Annotated in this window: 20 protein-coding genes; 15 read left to right on the top strand and 5 right to left on the bottom strand. The window is 70.9% G+C overall.

Features of this window, described 5'->3' with window-relative positions:
* Positions 1 to 316: 316 nt before the first annotated feature.
* From ACN9M0_RS01085 to ACN9M0_RS01020, 14 genes are all read left to right on the top strand, one after another.
* Positions 317 to 1,327 carry an ABC transporter ATP-binding protein gene (locus ACN9M0_RS01085; RefSeq protein ID WP_426402922.1) on the top strand — a complete coding sequence of 337 codons (1,011 nt, stop codon included), beginning with the start codon at positions 317 to 319 and terminating at the stop codon, positions 1,325 to 1,327.
* A complete protein-coding gene (locus ACN9M0_RS01080) occupies positions 1,324 to 2,088 on the top strand; it encodes an MlaE family ABC transporter permease (RefSeq protein ID WP_030212814.1) in 765 nt (254 codons plus the stop codon). The genes ACN9M0_RS01085 and ACN9M0_RS01080 overlap by 4 nt, the downstream gene beginning before the upstream one ends.
* A gap of 5 nt (positions 2,089 to 2,093) precedes the next feature.
* The gene (locus ACN9M0_RS01075) at positions 2,094 to 2,900 is read left to right on the top strand and encodes an MlaE family ABC transporter permease (protein WP_426402921.1); all 807 of its coding nucleotides are present in this window, start codon (positions 2,094 to 2,096) and stop codon (positions 2,898 to 2,900) included.
* A 1-nt stretch (position 2,901) separates the two neighbouring features.
* Positions 2,902 to 4,155: an MCE family protein gene (locus tag ACN9M0_RS01070; protein WP_426402920.1), complete on the top strand. Its 1,254-nt coding sequence runs from the start codon at positions 2,902 to 2,904 to the stop codon at positions 4,153 to 4,155.
* Positions 4,152 to 5,207, top strand: coding sequence for an MCE family protein (locus tag ACN9M0_RS01065; protein ID WP_426402919.1), 1,056 nt, complete (start codon positions 4,152 to 4,154; stop codon positions 5,205 to 5,207). Before ACN9M0_RS01070 ends, ACN9M0_RS01065 begins: the two co-directional genes overlap by 4 nt.
* Positions 5,204 to 6,253 carry an MCE family protein gene (locus tag ACN9M0_RS01060; protein ID WP_366040373.1) on the top strand — a complete coding sequence of 350 codons (1,050 nt, stop codon included), beginning with the start codon at positions 5,204 to 5,206 and terminating at the stop codon, positions 6,251 to 6,253. Before ACN9M0_RS01065 ends, ACN9M0_RS01060 begins: the two co-directional genes overlap by 4 nt.
* The gene (locus ACN9M0_RS01055) at positions 6,250 to 7,341 is read left to right on the top strand and encodes an MCE family protein (RefSeq protein ID WP_366040372.1); all 1,092 of its coding nucleotides are present in this window, start codon (positions 6,250 to 6,252) and stop codon (positions 7,339 to 7,341) included. The genes ACN9M0_RS01060 and ACN9M0_RS01055 overlap by 4 nt, the downstream gene beginning before the upstream one ends.
* Entirely contained in the window at positions 7,338 to 8,567 is a 1,230-nt protein-coding gene (locus ACN9M0_RS01050) for an MCE family protein (RefSeq protein WP_366040371.1), read from the top strand. Before ACN9M0_RS01055 ends, ACN9M0_RS01050 begins: the two co-directional genes overlap by 4 nt.
* The gene (locus ACN9M0_RS01045) at positions 8,564 to 9,838 is read left to right on the top strand and encodes an MCE family protein (RefSeq protein WP_426402918.1); all 1,275 of its coding nucleotides are present in this window, start codon (positions 8,564 to 8,566) and stop codon (positions 9,836 to 9,838) included. The genes ACN9M0_RS01050 and ACN9M0_RS01045 overlap by 4 nt, the downstream gene beginning before the upstream one ends.
* Complete coding sequence (locus ACN9M0_RS01040) at positions 9,835 to 10,350, top strand: hypothetical protein (protein WP_366040369.1); 516 nt, start codon at positions 9,835 to 9,837, stop codon at positions 10,348 to 10,350. Before ACN9M0_RS01045 ends, ACN9M0_RS01040 begins: the two co-directional genes overlap by 4 nt.
* The gene (locus ACN9M0_RS01035; RefSeq protein ID WP_426402917.1) at positions 10,347 to 11,114 is read left to right on the top strand and encodes a hypothetical protein; all 768 of its coding nucleotides are present in this window, start codon (positions 10,347 to 10,349) and stop codon (positions 11,112 to 11,114) included. The genes ACN9M0_RS01040 and ACN9M0_RS01035 overlap by 4 nt, the downstream gene beginning before the upstream one ends.
* 26 nt (positions 11,115 to 11,140) lie before the next feature.
* The gene (locus tag ACN9M0_RS01030) at positions 11,141 to 11,683 is read left to right on the top strand and encodes a hypothetical protein (RefSeq protein WP_426402916.1); all 543 of its coding nucleotides are present in this window, start codon (positions 11,141 to 11,143) and stop codon (positions 11,681 to 11,683) included.
* Between the two features lie 55 nt (positions 11,684 to 11,738).
* On the top strand, positions 11,739 to 12,527 hold the full coding sequence (locus tag ACN9M0_RS01025) for a hypothetical protein (protein ID WP_366040366.1): 789 nt from the start codon (positions 11,739 to 11,741) through the stop codon (positions 12,525 to 12,527).
* Positions 12,528 to 12,655: 128 nt separating this feature from the next.
* The gene (locus ACN9M0_RS01020; RefSeq protein ID WP_426402915.1) at positions 12,656 to 13,075 is read left to right on the top strand and encodes a TOBE domain-containing protein; all 420 of its coding nucleotides are present in this window, start codon (positions 12,656 to 12,658) and stop codon (positions 13,073 to 13,075) included.
* Between the two features lie 139 nt (positions 13,076 to 13,214).
* On the opposite strand, the gene modA is transcribed toward ACN9M0_RS01020, so the two are convergent.
* The 3 genes from modA to ACN9M0_RS01005 form a co-directional block, all read right to left on the bottom strand.
* Complete coding sequence (gene modA, locus ACN9M0_RS01015; RefSeq protein WP_426402914.1) at positions 13,215 to 14,030, bottom strand: molybdate ABC transporter substrate-binding protein; 816 nt, start codon at positions 14,028 to 14,030, stop codon at positions 13,215 to 13,217.
* A 93-nt stretch (positions 14,031 to 14,123) separates the two neighbouring features.
* The gene (locus ACN9M0_RS01010; protein ID WP_426402913.1) at positions 14,124 to 14,330 is read right to left on the bottom strand and encodes a TOBE domain-containing protein; all 207 of its coding nucleotides are present in this window, start codon (positions 14,328 to 14,330) and stop codon (positions 14,124 to 14,126) included.
* 313 nt (positions 14,331 to 14,643) lie between these two features.
* Positions 14,644 to 15,042, bottom strand: a complete 399-nt coding sequence (locus ACN9M0_RS01005) for a TOBE domain-containing protein (RefSeq protein ID WP_426402912.1) — start codon at positions 15,040 to 15,042, stop codon at positions 14,644 to 14,646.
* Positions 15,043 to 15,202: 160 nt separating this feature from the next.
* Here ACN9M0_RS01005 and ACN9M0_RS01000 point away from each other — a divergent pair, with 160 nt between their 5' ends.
* Positions 15,203 to 15,904 carry a 2-phosphosulfolactate phosphatase gene (locus ACN9M0_RS01000; protein WP_426402911.1) on the top strand — a complete coding sequence of 234 codons (702 nt, stop codon included), beginning with the start codon at positions 15,203 to 15,205 and terminating at the stop codon, positions 15,902 to 15,904.
* Positions 15,905 to 15,956: 52 nt separating this feature from the next.
* Here ACN9M0_RS01000 and ACN9M0_RS00995 read toward each other — a convergent pair whose 3' ends face one another.
* Entirely contained in the window at positions 15,957 to 16,148 is a 192-nt protein-coding gene (locus ACN9M0_RS00995; protein ID WP_366042592.1) for a hypothetical protein, read from the bottom strand.
* A gap of 155 nt (positions 16,149 to 16,303) precedes the next feature.
* Complete coding sequence (locus ACN9M0_RS00990; protein WP_426402910.1) at positions 16,304 to 17,026, bottom strand: TetR/AcrR family transcriptional regulator; 723 nt, start codon at positions 17,024 to 17,026, stop codon at positions 16,304 to 16,306.
* Positions 17,027 to 17,134: the final 108 nt, after the last annotated feature.

Raw genomic sequence — 17,134 nt, 5'->3', positions numbered from 1 at the left:
CCCGTGACAAGCGGCGCGGCGAATCTGTCTCCCGACTGATAAATATTCCGCCGTTCGATTCCGTCTCGGGAAAACTCGGAACCCGGTATTGCCGAGGCAGGTTACTCGGCCGTAACGTTCCCCTGGCCGACAGTGAATCGCAGGTCGGAGCACCACTCTGTCTCGCCGGAGACAAAAGCCGCTCCCGGTTTTGTCTCCGCGGTGACAAACGCGGGAGCGGATCAAGAAATGTGCGCCACGCCTATTGTCCGGGTGATCCGCACCGGCTTAACGTGCGCCCGCGGCGCACACCCGACGCACGCTTGCTGGAGGTGGGATGGGAATCGAAGTAGTCGTTGAGGGTCTGACCATGTCCTTTGGCAAGCAGAACATCTGGCAGGACGTGTCGCTGACCCTGCCGGCCGGAGAGGTCAGCGTCATGCTCGGCCCTTCCGGTACCGGGAAGACGGTCTTCCTGAAATCGCTCATCGGGCTGCTGAAACCGCAGCAGGGCCGTGTCCTCATCAACGGTGTCGACATGGTCAGCAGCCCCGAACGGGACATCTACGAGACCCGCAAACTCTTCGGCCTCATGTTCCAGGACGGCGCCCTGTTCGGCTCCATGAGCCTCTTCGACAACATCGCCTTCCCGCTGCGCGAACACACCCGCAAGCGGGAGTCCGAGATCCGGCGCATCGTCATGGAGCGGATCGAACTCGTCGGCCTGCTGGGCGCCGAGGACAAGCTCCCGGGCGAGATCAGCGGCGGCATGCGCAAACGCGCCGGGCTGGCCCGTGCGCTCGTGCTCGACCCGCAGATCGTCCTGTGCGACGAACCGGACTCCGGGCTCGACCCCGTCCGCACCGCCTACCTGTCCCAGCTCCTCATCGACCTCAACGCGCGGATCGACGCGACGATGCTGATCGTCACCCACAACCTCGACATCGCCGCCACCGTCCCCGACAACATGGGGATGTTCTTCCGGCGCAGGCTCGTCACCTTCGGGCCCCGCGAGGTGCTCCTCACCAGCGACGAACCGGTCGTCACCCAGTTCCTCGCCGGCCGCCGCGAAGGCCCCATCGGCATGTCCGAGGAGAAGGACGCGGCCCTCCTCGCCGCGGAGGCGGGCAACCCCGCCGGCCACTCGACGGCCCCCCGCGTCATCGTCCCGCAGCTGGAACCCTCACCCGGCCTGCCGCCCCGATCGGCCGTCACCCGGCGGCGGGAGCGCGTCCTCGGCATGCTCGACGAGCTGCCGCCCGCCGCCCGCGCCGCCATCCGCGACACCTACGCGCGCAGCGCCGCGGCGCCCACCCTGACCATGCCGGCCGCCGGGAGCGGCTCGTGATCACCGGCGCCCTGCGGCAGACCGGCCGCCTCTTCGCCCTCGCCGCCGAGGTGAGCCGGGCCGTCTTCCGGCGGCCCTTCCAGTTCCGGGAGTTCATCGAGCAGTTCTGGTTCGTCGCGAGCGTCACCATCCTGCCCGCCGCACTCGTCTCCATCCCGTTCGGCGCCGTCATCGCCCTCCAGGTCGGCTCGCTCACCCAGCAGCTGGGCGCCCAGTCGTTCACCGGCGGCGCCAGCGTCCTCGCCGTCATCCAGCAGGCCAGCCCCCTCATCGTGGCCCTCCTGATCGCCGGCGCCGGCGGCTCCGCCATCTGCGCCGACCTCGGCTCCCGCAAGATCCGGGAGGAGCTGGACGCGATGGAGGTCATGGGCGTCTCACCCGTCCAAAGACTGGTCGTCCCGCGCGTCCTCGCCACCATGGCGGTCGCCGTCCTCCTCAACGGCATGGTCTCCGTCGTCGGCACCCTGGGCGGCTACTTCTTCAACATCGTCCTCCAGGGCGGCACCCCCGGCGCCTACCTCTCCAGCTTCTCCGCCCTCGCCCAGCTGCCCGACCTCTACATCAGCGAACTGAAGGCCCTCATCTTCGGGTTCATCGCGGGCATCGTCGCCGCCTACCGGGGACTCAACCCCCGCGGTGGGCCCAAAGGCGTCGGCGACGCCGTCAACCAGTCCGTCGTCATCACCTTCATGCTGCTGTTCTTCGTGAACATGGTGCTGACGGGCATCTACCTGCAGATCGTCCCGCCGAAGGGAGGCTGAGACCGATGGCCTCCCCGTTCCTCTGGCTCGACCGGTCCGGTGACCAGCTCCTGTTCTACGTCAGAGCCCTGCTGTGGATCCCGCGGACACTGCACCGCTACCTCAAGGAGGTGCAACGACTGCTCGCCGAGGTCGCCTTCGGCTCCGGTGGCCTCGGCGTCATCGGCGGCACCATCGGCGTCATGATCGCGATGACGCTGTTCACCGGCACCGTCGTCGGCCTCCAGGGCTACGCGGCCCTCGAACAGATCGGCACCGCCGCGTTCACCGGCTTCGTGTCCGCCTACTTCAACACCCGCGAGATCGCCCCGCTCGTCGCCGGACTCGCCCTCTCCGCGACCGTCGGCGCCGGATTCACCGCCCAGCTCGGCGCCATGCGCATCAACGAGGAGGTCGACGCCCTGGAAGGCATGGGCATCCGCTCCATGCCGTACCTGGTCACCACCCGCATCATCGCGGGCGTCGTCGCCATCGTCCCGCTCTACGCGGTCGGTCTGGTCTCCTCCTACCTGGCCTCCCGCTACGTGACGGTCCTCTTCAACGGCCAGTCGCAGGGAACGTACGACCACTACTTCAACCTCTTCCTGTCACCGACGGACGTCCTCCTCTCGGTGCTGAAAGTGCTGATCTTCAGCGTGATGGTGATCATCGCCCACTGCTACTACGGCTTCCGCGCCTCCGGCGGCCCCGCCGGCGTCGGCATCGCGGTCGGCCGCTCCGTACGCAACGCCATCGTGCTGATCAGCGTCACCGACTTCTTCCTGTCGCTTGCCCTCTGGGGCGCGACCACGACCGTGAAGGTGGCGGGGTGAGATGAGCGACTCACGTGCCGAGACCCTGCGCCGCAGGTTCGCCGGCGTCGTCTTCCTGCTGGTGCCCGCCCTGCTCGCCTCGCTGGCGGTCGCCGTCTACGACAAACGCTTCACCGACTCCGACCCGGTCGTCGTCGAGACCGGCAGCGTCGGAAACGAGATGCACCTCGGTGCCGAGGTGAAACTGCGCGGCGTCGTCATCGGCGAGGTCCGCGCCATCGACGCCACCGACGGCGGAGCCCGGCTCACCCTCGCCATGCGGCCCGGAACCCTCCGCCACGTCCCCTCCGACGTCCGCGCGCAGATGCTGCCCACGACCCTCTTCGGCGAGCGGTTCGTGGCGCTCGTACCGCCCGCGAACGCCTCCGCGCGACCGCTGGGGCCCGGAGACGTCATCCCCGAGGACCGCTCGAGCAACGCCGTGGAACTCCAGCAGGTCCTCGACAACGTCCTGCCCCTGCTCACCGCGGTCCAGCCGCAGAAGCTGTCGGCGACCCTGTCCGCCGTCTCCCGCGCCCTGGAGGGGCGCGGCGACAAGCTCGGCGAGACCCTCGCCCGACTCGACGCCCATCTACGAGAGTTCAACCCCCACCTGCCCGCCCTCACCCGCGACCTGAAAGAACTCGTGAAGGTCAGCCACCTCTACGCGGACGCCGCCCCCGACATCGTCACGGCGCTCACCGACTTCACCACCACCAGCGGCACCCTCGCCGAGAAGGAGGGCGAGCTGGCCGGCACCCTCGGCGCCACCACCCGGACGGCGCAGGACCTGACCGCCTTCCTGCGGCAGAACAAGAGCAACATCATCCGGCTCAGTGCCACCAGCAGGCCCACCCTCGACCTGCTCGCCGAGTACTCCCCGTCCTTCCCCTGCACGCTGCGCACCCTCGCCCAGTTCGTGCCCGCGATGGACAAGGCCCTCGGCAAGGGCACCGACCAGCCCGGACTGCACGTCGACGTGACGACCGTCCCCTCGCGCGGCGCGTACGTCCCCGGCCGTGACACACCCTCGTACGGCTCCGGCGGCGGCCCGCACTGCTACCCCGTGCCCTACCTCGGCATCCCGCTCCAGCCCGCGACCCGGGCGTCGGCGGCGGCCGACCAGGACCTCGGGCCCGCCAACTCCCCGCAGGAGAACGACCTCGTCAACGAACTGCTCGCGCCCGCGGCGAAGAAGCGGCCCGGCGACCTGCCGGACTGGAGCAGCCTGCTGGCCGGCCCGGCGTTCCGAGGCGCGGAGGTGACCCTCCGATGACGACGCGACCCAGCCACACGCGACGCCGCGGCCTCAGCGGGACACTCCTGAAGTCCCTCGCGTTCGTCCTGGTCACAGCCCTTGCCACCACCGTCCTCGGCTTCAGCATCGCCAACACCGGCGTCGGCTCCGCCACCCGCTCGTACAAGGCGCTGTTCACCGACGTCACCGGGCTCGTCGAAGGCGACTCCGTGCGCATCGCCGGAGTGAAGGTCGGAGAGGTGACCGACGTGCGCGTCGTCGAACGGCGCACCGCCCAGGTCACCTTCTCGGTCCGCGAGGACCGCTCCCTGCCCCGGTCGGCGACCGCCGCCGTGAAGTACCTCAACATGGTCGGCCAGCGGTACGTCTCCCTCGGCCGGGGCAGCGGCGACCTCACCGGCACCCTGGAGGCCGGCGACACCATCCCGCTCGACCGCACCACACCCGCACTCGACCTCACCCTGCTGTTCAACGGATTCAAGCCGCTCTTCGAAGGGCTCTCGCCCGCCGACGTCAACGACCTCGCCGGATCACTCGTGCAGGTCCTCCAGGGCGAGAGCGGAACCGTCGACAGCCTCCTCCGGCACATCGGCTCCCTCACCAGGACGGTGGCCGCCAAGGACAAGGTCATCGGCGAGGTCGTCACCCACCTCAACACCGTCCTGACCACCCTCAACAACCGTGAGGCCGGTTTCAACGACCTCGTCGTCACCCTCCAGAGACTCGTCACCGGCTTCAACACCGACCGCAAACCCCTCGGCGAGGCCGTCAAGGCCATCGGCGACCTCACCACGACGACCGCCGGAATCCTCCAGGAGGGGCGTGCCCCCCTCAAGAAGGACATCCGCGAACTGGGCCGGCTCTCGGGCACCCTCGGCGACCACACCCCGAGCATCGAGGCCTTCCTCGCCAACAACCCCGGCAAGATGACGGCCCTGGCCCGGCTCTCCTCGTACGGCTCGTGGTTCAACCTCTACCTCTGCGAGGCGCGCGTGACCGGCGTCGGAACGTCCGACGGCTCCAAGCCGCCGACCGGCATCGCCGTGACCGAGACGAGGTGCCGCGGATGAGCCCGCTCGGCCGCCCCAAGCCGGTCAAGGAACGCAGTCCCGTCGCCGTCGCCGTCGTCGGACTGCTGATCCTCGCCCTCATGGCCGCCCTCGCGTACAACGTGGAACGGCTCCCCCTCGTCGGCGGCGACACCGCCTACAGCGCCGACTTCACCGAGGCCGCCGGACTCGACGCCGGCGACGAGGTCCGCATCGCCGGGGTCAAGGTCGGCAAGGTCACCGAAGTCGCCCTCGACGGACCCAAGGTCAAGGTGACGTTCGAGGTCGGCGACGCCTGGATCGGCGACCGGTCGACCGCCGCCATCGCCATCAAGACCCTCCTCGGCGAGAAGTACCTGGCGCTCGACCCGCTGGGCTCCGCCCCCCAGGACCCCGGAACCCGCATCCCGCAGTCCCGCACCACGTCCCCGTACGACGTGACGCAGGCCTTCCAGGACCTCAGCGGCACCGTCGACGCCATCGACACCGGGAAGCTCGCGGAGAGCTTCCAGACGATCTCCGACACCTTCAAGAACTCGCCGCCCCACGTACGCAACGCCGCCACCGGCCTCTCCGAACTCTCGAAGTCCGTCTCCAAGCGCGACACCGAGCTCGCCCGGCTCCTGGAGAACAGCAAGAAGTTCACCAAGACCCTGGCGGACAAGAAGTCCAGCTTCGAGATCCTCCTGGAGGACGGCGGTTCGCTGCTCGGCGAACTCAGGAAGCGCCGCGAGGCCATCCGCGCCCTCCTCAAGGGCAGCCGCGACCTCGGCACCGAGCTGAGCGGCCTCGTCGGCGACAACGACAAACAGCTCGGCCCCACCCTCAAGGCCCTCAGCCGCGTCACCGGCGTCCTGGAGAAGAACAGCGGCCAGCTCGACAAGACGCTCGCGCTCATCGGCCCGTACTACCGGCTCGTCGGCAACACCCTCGGCAGCGGCCGCTGGTTCGACAGCTACCTGTGCGGCGTGGTGCCCCGCACCTATCTGCCCGAGGCCTCGCAGCCCAAGACCGGATGCCTGCCGCCGAAACAGACGGCGACGGCCAAGGGGAGCGGTGAACGATGACCAAGCTCAGAAAGCCCCTCGTCGCCGGGCTCACCCTCGCGGTGCTCGCCGCCGGCGGCCTCGTCGCCGTACGCGTCCTCGACGAGGACGGCATCCGCGTCACCGCCTACTTCGACAGGGCGGTCGGCATCTACGCCGGCTCCGACCTGCGCGTCCTCGGCGTACGGGTGGGAGAGGTGGAATCCGTGGAGCCGCAGGGCACCCGCGTACGGGTCGAACTCCGCCTCGACGAGGGCGTACGCGTCCCCGCGGACGCCCGGGCCCTCGTCGTCGCCCCGAGCATCGTCGCCGACCGGTACGTCCAGCTCACCCCCGCCTACAGCAGCGGCCCCGCCCTCGCCGACGGCGCCCAGCTGCCCGCCTCCCGCAACCGCACCCCCGTCGAGATCGACCAGCTCTACGACTCGATCACCGAACTGAGCAAGGCACTCGGCCCCGACGGCGCCAACTCCGCCGGAGCCCTCTCCGAACTCCTCGACACCGGAGCGAAGAACCTCAAGGGCAACGGCACGGCCATCGGCACCTCCATCGAACAGTTCGGCAAGGCCGCCAAGACCCTCGACGGCAGCAGCGAGAACCTGTTCACCAGCCTCAGCCGGCTCCAGACCTTCACCACCATGCTGAAGAAGAAGGACGGCGACGTCCGCACCGCACAGGAACGCCTGGACGAGGTCGTCGGCTACTTCGCCGAGAACAAGAACGACCTCGCCGGCGCCCTCAAGGAGCTCGGCAAGGCACTCGCCCAGGTCAAGACGTTCATCAAGGACAACCGCGGCGAGCTGAAGAAGAACATCGACCGGCTCGTGCCCCTCACCCAGACCCTCGTCGACCAGCGGGCCTCCCTCGCTGAGGCGCTCGACGTCGCCCCGCTCGCCGCCGGCAACGTCGTCAACGCGTACAACAAGGACACCCGCACCCTCGACGGCCGCGCCAACCTCAACGAGATCAGCATGGGCGGACCACTGCTCCCGCTGCCCGTGACCGGCGGCTCCGCCGGGACCGGAAACCCTGCGGGCGGCGGCTCCGCCGGCACCGGAGCGCCGGCGACCGGCGGTCCCACGGCGCGCACCGGAGAGGGGGAGCGGTGAACCGAGACAGCCTGCCGTCCCGCAAGGCCGTCGGAGCCGGAGCCGTCGGAGCGGTCGCGCTCGGCCTCGGCCTCGCCGTCGTCCTCGGCGCGGTCCCCGCGAACCCCGTCCGGTTCGACGGCATCGAGGACCTCCCGCTGCCCGGCGGCGCCGACCTCGGCACCCACCCCTACACGGTCACCGCCGAACTCGACGACGTACTGAGCCTCGTGCCGCAGTCCGCGGTCAAGGTCAACGACGTCGCCGTCGGACGCGTCACCGCCATCGACCTCGGCACCGGCAACTGGTCCGCCCGCGTCACCCTGAAGATCAACGGCGACGTCCGGCTCCCCGCCGACGCCGGCGCCCGCCTGGAACAGTCGAGCCTCCTCGGCGAGAAGTACATCCAGCTCGTCGCCCCGCGGAAGGACAGCGGCGGACACCTCACCGACGGCAGCGTCATCCCGCTGGCCCGCACCAGCCGCAACACGGAGGTCGAGGAGGTGTTCGGCGCCCTGTCCCTGCTGCTCAACGGCGGCGGCGTCAACCAGCTCAAGACCATCACCCGGGAACTCAATGCCACGCTCGGCGGACGCGAACCCGAGGTCCGCTCGATGCTGAACCGCGTGAACACCCTGGTCACGAACCTGGACGCGCACCGCGGCGACATCACCCGCGCCCTCGACGGCGTCAACCGGCTCTCCGCCACCCTCGCCGGCCGCAAGAAGGACGTCGACACGATCCTCACCGGCCTCTCGCCCGGCCTGAAGACGCTGGAGACCCAGCGAGGCTCCCTCCTGACCATGCTGCGCGCCCTGGACACCCTGTCCGGCGTCGCCGTCACCACCATCGACGCGAGCAAGAAGGACATGGTCGCCGACCTCAAGGCCCTCGCGCCGACCCTGACGGCACTCGCGGACGCCGGTGCCGACCTCCCTGAATCGCTCCAGGTGCTCCTCACGTATCCCTTCACCGACGAGGTGATGCGCGGCATCAAGGGCGACTACCTCAACACCTACCTGCACCTCGCCGCCGCCCCCGGGACCGAGGTCGTCCCGCCCCTGATCCCCAAGGCGGAACCCACCCCGACGCCCGCCCCGACGGACCCCGGCTCCACCGCGCGCGGGCGGGCGGGGACGGACGCCGCCGCCCGGAGCCCACGGTCCCCGCTGCCGCTGCCCCCGGTCCAGACCGGCACGACGGCCGGGCCCGCCACCGCACCCAAGGACGGAGGCGAGAACCGGTGATCACCCGCACCGTACGGCTGAAGAACCTCGCGTTCCTCGTCATCGCCGTGCTCGTCCTCGGCTTCGTCGGCGTCCGCTACGCCGACCTCGGCCGGTACGCCGGCGTCGCCGACCACTACACCGTCCGCGTCCATCTCGCCCGTACGGGAGGGCTGTTCACCCACTCCGACGTCACCTACCGGGGCGTCTCCGTGGGGCGCGTCGGAGCCATCGACCTCACCGCCGAAGGCGTCGTGGCCGAGCTCCGCATCAAGAACTCCGCCCCCCGGATCCCCGCCGACGCCCGCGCCGTCGTCGCCGGACTCTCCGCCGTCGGCGAGCAGTACATCGACCTGCGCCCGGAGAGCGACGGCGGCCCCTTCCTCGCCGACGGCGCCCGCATCGAACAGTCCGACACACAGGTACCGGCGCCCGTCACCGACGTGCTCGCGAGCATGAACGACCTCACCACCTCCGTACCCCTGGAGTCCCTGCGCACGGTCGTCGACGAACTCGGCAAGGCCTTCGAGGGACACGGCGACGACCTCCAGGTCCTCCTCGACAACGGCAGCCGGTTCGTGCAGGCCGCCGACCGGTCCCTGCCGGCCACCACCCGGCTCATCGACGACGGCGAGGTCGTCCTGCGCACCCAGGCCGACGAGAGCCGCGCCATCCGCGACTTCGCCACCGGCGCCCGCGACCTCGCCGCCACCCTCAAGGGCTCCGACGCCGACCTGCGCCGCCTCCTGACCGTCACGCCCGACGCGGCCGGCCAGGTCAGCGGCCTCCTGCGCGACCTCGACCCGAGCCTCAGCGTCGTCCTCGCCAACCTCCTCACCACCTCGGAGATCGCCGTCACCCGACAGCGCGGCACCGAGGAACTCCTCGTCAAGTTCCCGGCGGCCGTCTCGGCGGGGGCCACCACCGTCGACGGAGGCCACGTGAACTTCGGCATGGCCGTCACCTTCTTCAAGCCACTGCCCTGCACCTCCGGGTACGGCGGGACGCGCTACCGCAACGGCCTCGACCTGGGCACCGCACCCGCCCTCAACACCGGCGCCTCCTGCACGGCCCCGGCCTCCACGGGACTCAACGTGCGCGGCTCGGCCCACGCCCCCAAGAACGGTGGCGTGCCCGCCCCGGCCCGGCCCGGTTCGCTGCCCTCCGGCAGCGCCCGCACCACGACGGGCACACAGCCGACGCTGCCCGGCGCCCTTGCGTTGCCCGGCCAGAGCGACGGACCGACGGACATGGCCGGCCTCCTCGGCCTGAACACCGGGAGCACACGATGAACCGCGCGAAGGCCCTGGGCATCGGCGCACTCGTCGTCGCCCTGGGATTCTGCGGGACCGGCGCGTGGACCTACGCCCAGGCCCGCACCGACGACGAGCTCGCCTTCGGCCGGGAGCGCGACACCGCGCTCACCGAGGGCCGCACCCGCATCACCGTGCTCAACACACTGGACGCCTCGACCCGTGAACGCGCCGAAGCGGGCATCCGGGCCTGGCGCGACGCCGCCACCGGACCGCTCCGCACCGAACTGGGCCGCACCGAGCCCACGGTGGGCGCCTCGGCACGCGCCACGGTCACCGAGGCCGCCCTCACCGCGCTGGACGCGAGAGCCGGTACGGCGAAACTCATCGCGACGGTACGCGTCGACGTCACCCCCCGCGGCGCCGCCACCGCGACCACCGACCGCAAACGCCTGGAGGCCGTCCTGACGCGCACGGGCGAGAACACGTGGAGGGTCGCCGCACTGAGCGCGGTGCCCGTCGCAGGAGCGGAGAAGGGCGGGGACGAATGACGCGACTGCTGGGCAGGACGAACGGCTCGGAGACAGCCGGGGGAGAGACACCGGAGACCGCCAGGGACGACGGGCCGGACGCGCCGGAAGCTACCGGGACCACGGGCGGAGACGAGAACGAGTCCACGGGCGAGGATCCGACGGACTCACCGGCGGCCTCGGGCGGAGACGAGAACGAGTCCACGGGCGAGGATCCGACGGACTCACCGGCGGCCTCGGGCGGAGACGAGAGCGGACCCACGGACACGAAGGACCGCCGCTCCGGCACCGCGTGGCGAAGGGTCGCCCTGGCCGCTGCCCTCACCGCCCTCCTCCTCGGCGGGAGCGGCTTCTTCCACGCCGCCCACCAGCTCCGGTCGACCCCGTCGGCGCGCAACCAGGCGCTCACCGACGCGGAAGCCACCACACGCGTCAGCGGCGACGTGTCCGAAGGACTCGCCCGGGTCTTCTCCTACACGGCCGCCGACACCGGCGCGGCCGAACGATCCGCCCGGAACGTGCTGGCCGGACGAGCGGCCCGGCAGTACGTCGACCTGCTCGCCCAGGTCCGCGTGAACCTGGTGGAGCAGCGCATCACCCTCTCCACCCAGGCCGTCCGCACCGCGGTGATCGAACTCGACGGGGACAGCGCGCGCCTCCTCGTGTTCCTCGACCAGACCTCGCGACGGGACAAGGCCGCCGCCACGTCCGCCGCCGCCCAGCTCACCGTCACCGCGAAGTACCAGGGAGACCGGTGGCTGATCGTCGACATCGAGGCCCGCTGACGATGAGCGGGAGACGGGAGAACCCCATGACACGCCAGGTCCGCGCCTCGGCGGGCAATCGGCCGGCCCTGGCCGCGGCCCTCGTACTCACCCTCGTCGCGGGCGGCTTCGCGGCCTGGGAGGGCCGGGGCTGGTACGCCGCGGCCCGCGACGACTCCGCCGCGTACGCCGTGCAGCGCGACGAGGCGCTCGCGGCGGGGGAGCAGGCCGTGCAGAACCTCAACACGCTCGACCACCGGCGCGTGGACCAGGGCCTGGACCTCTGGGAGTCCTCCACGACCGGCGAGCTGCACAAGCAACTCGTCGACGGACGGACGGAGTTCACCAGCCAGGTGAAGACCGCGAAGACGGTGACCACGGCCCGGGTGCTGTCCGGCGCCGTCACCGAACTCGACGACCGGGCGGGGCGGGCCCGGCTGCTCGTCGCGCTGCGCATCACCGTCACGACGCCCGACAGCAAGAGCTCGGAGAAGGACAGCCGCATGCTGGGCGAACTCACCCGCACCGACGGCCAGTGGAAGCTCAGCGGTCTGGGGCAGGCCCCCGTGGGCGGCACGGCGACCGGTTGACCGGACCGGTCCGGACCGTACGCGAGAGCCGCCAGCACCCGAAAGGACACGCGCCATGCCGACGCCCCGCCACCACCTCAACCGCCAACGCCGCCGCCAGGCCCTCGCCGACCAGCCGACCCACACCCCGGGCGACCTCCTGACCGAGCCGGCTTCCGGGCCCCGCCGGCGACCGGCGGTGAAGCCCGTACGGGGAGCGAGGGAAGAGCCGACGGAGGTAACCGCCGCAGACCGCTCGGGCACCCCGGAAGCGGCGCCCTCCGACCGGACGGCCAAGGAGGAGCCGAAGCCGCGCCGCCTCGCCCCTCTCCTGATCCTCTGCGTCCTGACCCTCCTCCTCGGAGGGTTCGCCGGATGGGCGCACAGCAGGGCGGGAGAACTCCGGGACGACCCCGCGCGCGGCAACACGGCCCTCACCGACCTCGCCCGTACCAGCGAGATCAAGGGGCAGACCGCCGCGGCCGTCGCCGCGCTCTTCTCGTACGACCACGCCGACACGGGCCCCTTCGAACGGGCGGGCAAGACCCTCCTCACCGGCAAGGCCGTGGCCCAGCACCGCACGCTGTTCGCCGGGGTGCTCGCCCAGGCGGCCCAGCAGAAGACGGTGATCACGACGACGGTCACCGACAGCGCCGTCGAGCGGATCGACGGCGACCGAGCCCGGGTCCTGGTCTACGCCGACCAGAGCAGCGTGAGCACGGCCGGAACCGGGAAGACCGGCGGAGGGAAACAGAAGCCGAAAGCCCAGGACCAGGGCGTCTACGCGGGCGCCATGTTCGCCGTGGACGTCGTGCACCGCGACGGCGGCTGGCTCGTCGAGAACATCGACATTTTCGGCCGCTGACGCCTGCGGATCACTGTGGCGGGGTGAGCGCGGTGAGGCAGCGCTCTCCCCCCTCCGGTAGCGTCGGCCGTAGCGCAGGTCACAGGAGTGACTACTGCACGCTTCCGGCCATGTAAGGCGTGTGTGCCATGACTCTGTCCATCCGCAACCAGCTCCCCGGTACCGTCACCGCGGTCACCACGGGCGAGGCCATGGCGTCCGTGAAGGTGCGCCTGGACGGCGGTCAGGACATCACCGCCGCCATCACCGCCGACGCCGTCAAGGACCTGGGTCTGGACGAGGGCTCCCGGGTCAAGGCACTGGTGAAGTCGACCGAGGTCGCCCTCGCGACCGGCCCTGTCGAGGGGATCTCCCTCCGCAACCAGCTCGCCGGCTCCGTCACCGAGGTGGCGACCGGCGGCGCCATGAGCTCGGTGAAGGTCTCCGTCGCGGGCGGGGAGCTCACCGCCGCGATCACCAAGGACGCCGTGGAGGACCTCGGCCTCAGGGCCGGTACCTCCGTCGTCGCCCTGATCAAGTCGACCGAGATCTCCCTCGCCGCAGCCTGATCGACCCCCGCCGGACACGTGGGTTCGCTTCGCCGAAGACCCCTGACAGGCACGGGCATCAGGCACGGGCATGACGAGAAGGGGCTGTCCGTTCCCCCGATACGGACAGCCCCTCACGATCGCAGCGATCCCAGATCCGCTACGGCTTCTGGAAGCCGGCGTCCTGGAGGATCTTCTGGCCCTCGGGCGAAGACAGCCAGGCGACGAACGCGGCCGCGGCCTCGGCGTTCTTCGAGTCCTTGAGCGCGGCGGCCGGGTACTGGGCGATGGCGTTCTGCGCGTCGGGGATCTCGACCGCGTCGACCTTGTCCTCGGCGCTCTCCGCGTCGGTCTTGTAGACGAGTCCGGCGTCGGCCTCGCCGAGCTCGACCTTGCTGAGCACCGCGCGGACGTTCGGCTCCTGGGAGACCGGCTTCACGGTGATGTTCTGGGCGTCGAGGACCTTCTTGCTGTACTTGCCGGCCGGCACCTCGGGCGCGGCGAGCACGACCTTGAGCTTGGTGTCCGCGAGGTCCTTGAGCTCGTCGACCTTGAACGGGTTGCCCTTGCCGGTGGCGATGACGAGCCGGTTCTTCGCGATGATCGCCGGGGTACCGGTGTCGGCCTTCACCTTGTCCATGCTCTTGGTGTCGGCGGTGACCAGGACGTCGGCGGGGGAACCCTGCGAGACCTGGGCGACGAGCTCCTGCGAGCCGGCGAAGGAGAAGGTGAGTTTCGTACCCGGGTGGGACTTCTCGTAGGCGGCGCCGGCCGTCTTGAAGACGTCGGTGAGGGAGGCCGCGGCGAGAACCGTCAGGTTCGCCCGGGGCGCGGCGCTCGCGGAACCGGAGGCGGTGGAGCCGCCGGTGTCCATCCTGGTGTCGTCGTTCGAGCAGGCCGCGAGCGGGACGAGCAGGGCGGCGGTGAGGACGGCGGCGGCCGTACGGCGTCCGGCGAGCGTGCGGGTGAGGGACATGAGGGTCTGAACTCCTTGGGAACGGACGGAAAGTGCGGTGGGAGGCCGGCCGCGCCGACGGCCGATGGTCCTGCGGCACTGCGTGAGGGGTGGTCAGGTGCGATCGATGTGCACGCTGGTCGATTTCACGCGGGCGGTGGCCTGCATGCCGACTTCCAGTCCCAGCTCCTCCACGGCATCACGGGTGAGGAGCGACACCGGGCGGTGCGTCGCGACGCGGTCCGCGTGCGCCCAGCGCCGTGCGGTGTCCGGGCTGACGCCGAGCAGCCGTGCGGCCCGCCCGGGGGTGTAGGACTGCATGTGCGACACCGTAGGGCGATCTGGCTCTCATCTGCAACAAGCCTGTGCGACCCTCCATCGCGAATAAGAGAGGGGCTGGAGAAAGGCACGAGGGGCGGGGCATCGGCGTCTCACGCCTCGGACGCACGCCCTACGGGGACCGAACGAGACGTGCTGAACGGCGCTGTCAGGCCGGCGGGGCGTGGCGGCGCCGCCACGCCCCGCCGGCCCGGTCCCACGGCCGGCGGCGTACCCGGACACCGCCCTGCACCCGATGCTGCGCGCGGTCAAGGGGTCGAAACGCCCCTCCCGCACGCATCAGTGGTGTGGGGGGTCAGGGCAGGTCGATGTGCACGCTGGTCGACTTCACGCGCGCGGTGACCGTGACCCCGACCTCCAGGGCGAGCTCCTCGACGGCCTCGCGCGTCACCAGCGACACCAGGCGGTGTGGCCCGGACTGGACCTCGACCTGTGCGGCGACGTCGTCGACCCGTAGCGCGGTCACGATCCCTACGAAGGAGTTCCGCACGGACGTCGGTACGTCGTCCTCCGGCACGGCGTGCAGTCCGGCACCGCGCTCCGCCGCGAAGCGGGCCAGAGCCACCCCGTCGACCGTGCGCCTGCCGGCCGCGTCGCGCTCCATGCCCAGCTTGCCGCCGTCCGCCCACCGGCGAACGGTCTCCGAACTCACTCCGAGCAGCTGCGCGGCCTGCCCAATGCTGTACGACGGCACACCCGCACTCTAGGCCACCGGCATCCCCACGCGCCGCCAGGGACGGAGCTGCCCACCGGTCCGGTCCCTCACGTTGCACAGAGAACGTCACGTCGCCCCGCCACCGTGACGCGCGTCACTGTCCGGGTGCTCCGGCTCGGGCATGCGTGATCATGATCGGATGGACGCTCGTTTCCTCGGCATCGCCGAGCTGGTCGAAGTCCCGCCCGTGGCGGTCGTGGTGGACGTCATGCGCGCTTTCACAGTGGCCGGTTGGGCCTTCGCCCAGGGGGCGGAGAAGATCGTCCTTGCCGAGTCGCTGGACGAAGCCCTGGCCCTCAAGGATCGTCACCCGGAATGGGTGGCGCTCAAGGACGGCCCGCCCGCGCCCGGTTTCGACGCGGTGAACTCGCCGGGCCTGCTGCGATCGGTCGACCTCGGCGGACGGACCGTTGTGCAGAAGACCACGGCCGGGACGGTCGGCGCCCTCGCGGTCAAGGAGGCGTCCCTGGTGCTGTGCGCGAGCTTCGTGGTGGCGGAGGCGACGGCTCGGCTCCTGCGGGAGCGCAGGAGCGACAGCGTCACGTTCGTGGTCACCGGAGAGGACGGGCAGGCCGATGAAGACCTGGCGTGTGCTCAGTACATCGCTGCGAGGACCACGACGCCGAGGGCGGATGCCGCTGACTTCCTCCGTCGTGCTGCCGAGTCGCGCGCCGCGACCGAGCTGGCGGAGGGGCTGCGGCAAGGAGTCCATCCTGATGACGTCGCCCTCTGCCTCGAACTCGACCGGTTCCCCTTCGCCATGGCGGCGACCTTGGAGGACGCACTCATGGTCCTCCGCCCGTGCGCCGTACCTTCGCCGACCGACGGGGCTTCGACCTGATCGCCGGATGGCGGTGGATGAGGATCGATGAAGCCCGCGAAGGTGCCTGGCGTCAATCCTCGCCGTCGGTGCCGGTGCCGGTGCCGGGCCCGAAGTCGTCCAGTTCGCTCCGCAGCGATCCCGGCCCCGTCGTGGGTCCCGCTCGGAGGAGGGTGAGGAAGCTGCTGAGAGGGTGGTGTTGCGGGCGGGCGTCGAAGTCGATGCCCTCGGGGTCCCGGTACTCGTCCAGGTGAGAGAACGGCACGATCACGTAGGGGCGTGCGGACCCGGGTGGGAGTCGGCCGGGTCCGGGTCCATGCGCCACGGGGTGCCGCGGGTGCGGTTGTGCACTTCGCCGACGTACCAGGCCCCGTCGTGCACGCGGGAGGCAGCCCTCCCGCAGTTACGGGACTCCCCGGTTCACGGCGCGGCGGCCTCGTGCCGCGAGGCGACCAGCTGTGCCTCCGCCCGGCCCAGGAGCGTGTCAAGGACGACCGGATAGGCGCTGAGGTTCATCCGGTCCGCCAGCAGGTGCGCGGTCGCGGCGATGTGGGGATGGGTCTCGGCCGGTAGCCGGGCGTAGGTGGAGGTCCACATCTCCTCGTCCGCCTCCCTCACCCCGTCCTCGATGGCCAGCGCGCCCGCGTCCAGGGCCGCGAAGGCCAGAGCCAGATCGATGAAGGCGTGGTACACGCCGACCGCGTCCGCGTCGCCGAAGCCCGCGCCGCGCAGGATGCCGAGGATCGTCTCGTCCACCTCGATCTCCCGGGGGCGGCCGGTGACACGGCTGGCGGTCAGCAGGGCGGCCTGCGGGTGGGCGAGGTAGGAGGCGTGGATGGCCAGGCCCAGAGCACGCAGGTCGGCACGCCAGTGACCGGTGGCGGTCCAGCTGTCCAGGGCCCGCCCCATCAGCTCCTCTCCGATGGCCCGGGTCAGGCCGTCCAGACCGGCGAAGTACCGGTACACGGTGCTCGGGTCGGCGCCGAGCGCGGCACCGAGCCGGCGTGCGGTCAGTCCGGCGCCCCCGTGCTCGCGCAGCATCCGCAGGGCCGTCCGCACGATCAGTTCCTCCGACAGGACGGTGCCCTGCCGGGTCGGCCGTCGCCTGCGCCGCTCCGCCTCCGGAACCACCTTCTTCGGCATCGCCCCACCGTTCCGTCGCTCCCCGAGTCCTTATGCCAACGCCGTAGACCTTAACCGCCGGGGTCGTGTTCCATCGAGCCGTTCCCGGGCGTCCGCCGGGGACGACTC

It is taken from the genome of Streptomyces sp. R-07 (genome assembly GCF_049913175.1).
Classification (GTDB): Bacteria; Actinomycetota; Actinomycetes; order Streptomycetales; family Streptomycetaceae; genus Streptomyces.
The sequence above is the reverse complement of the archived record's forward strand: the minus strand, read 5'-3'. Positions and strand labels throughout refer to the sequence as shown.

Coding starts and splice junctions, on each gene's coding strand:
- ACN9M0_RS01055 (WP_366040372.1), top strand. CDS start 6,250: ATGACCAAGCTCAGAAAGCCCCTCGTCGCCGGGCTCACCCTCGCGGTG.
- ACN9M0_RS01070 (WP_426402920.1), top strand. CDS start 2,902: ATGAGCGACTCACGTGCCGAGACCCTGCGCCGCAGGTTCGCCGGCGTC.
- ACN9M0_RS01060 (WP_366040373.1), top strand. CDS start 5,204: ATGAGCCCGCTCGGCCGCCCCAAGCCGGTCAAGGAACGCAGTCCCGTC.
- ACN9M0_RS01020 (WP_426402915.1), top strand. CDS start 12,656: ATGACTCTGTCCATCCGCAACCAGCTCCCCGGTACCGTCACCGCGGTC.
- modA (WP_426402914.1), bottom strand. CDS start 14,030: ATGTCCCTCACCCGCACGCTCGCCGGACGCCGTACGGCCGCCGCCGTC.
- ACN9M0_RS01010 (WP_426402913.1), bottom strand. CDS start 14,330: ATGCAGTCCTACACCCCCGGGCGGGCCGCACGGCTGCTCGGCGTCAGC.
- ACN9M0_RS01040 (WP_366040369.1), top strand. CDS start 9,835: ATGAACCGCGCGAAGGCCCTGGGCATCGGCGCACTCGTCGTCGCCCTG.
- ACN9M0_RS01035 (WP_426402917.1), top strand. CDS start 10,347: ATGACGCGACTGCTGGGCAGGACGAACGGCTCGGAGACAGCCGGGGGA.
- ACN9M0_RS01075 (WP_426402921.1), top strand. CDS start 2,094: ATGGCCTCCCCGTTCCTCTGGCTCGACCGGTCCGGTGACCAGCTCCTG.
- ACN9M0_RS01030 (WP_426402916.1), top strand. CDS start 11,141: ATGACACGCCAGGTCCGCGCCTCGGCGGGCAATCGGCCGGCCCTGGCC.
- ACN9M0_RS01065 (WP_426402919.1), top strand. CDS start 4,152: ATGACGACGCGACCCAGCCACACGCGACGCCGCGGCCTCAGCGGGACA.
- ACN9M0_RS01025 (WP_366040366.1), top strand. CDS start 11,739: ATGCCGACGCCCCGCCACCACCTCAACCGCCAACGCCGCCGCCAGGCC.
- ACN9M0_RS01000 (WP_426402911.1), top strand. CDS start 15,203: ATGGACGCTCGTTTCCTCGGCATCGCCGAGCTGGTCGAAGTCCCGCCC.
- ACN9M0_RS01085 (WP_426402922.1), top strand. CDS start 317: ATGGGAATCGAAGTAGTCGTTGAGGGTCTGACCATGTCCTTTGGCAAG.
- ACN9M0_RS00990 (WP_426402910.1), bottom strand. CDS start 17,026: ATGCCGAAGAAGGTGGTTCCGGAGGCGGAGCGGCGCAGGCGACGGCCG.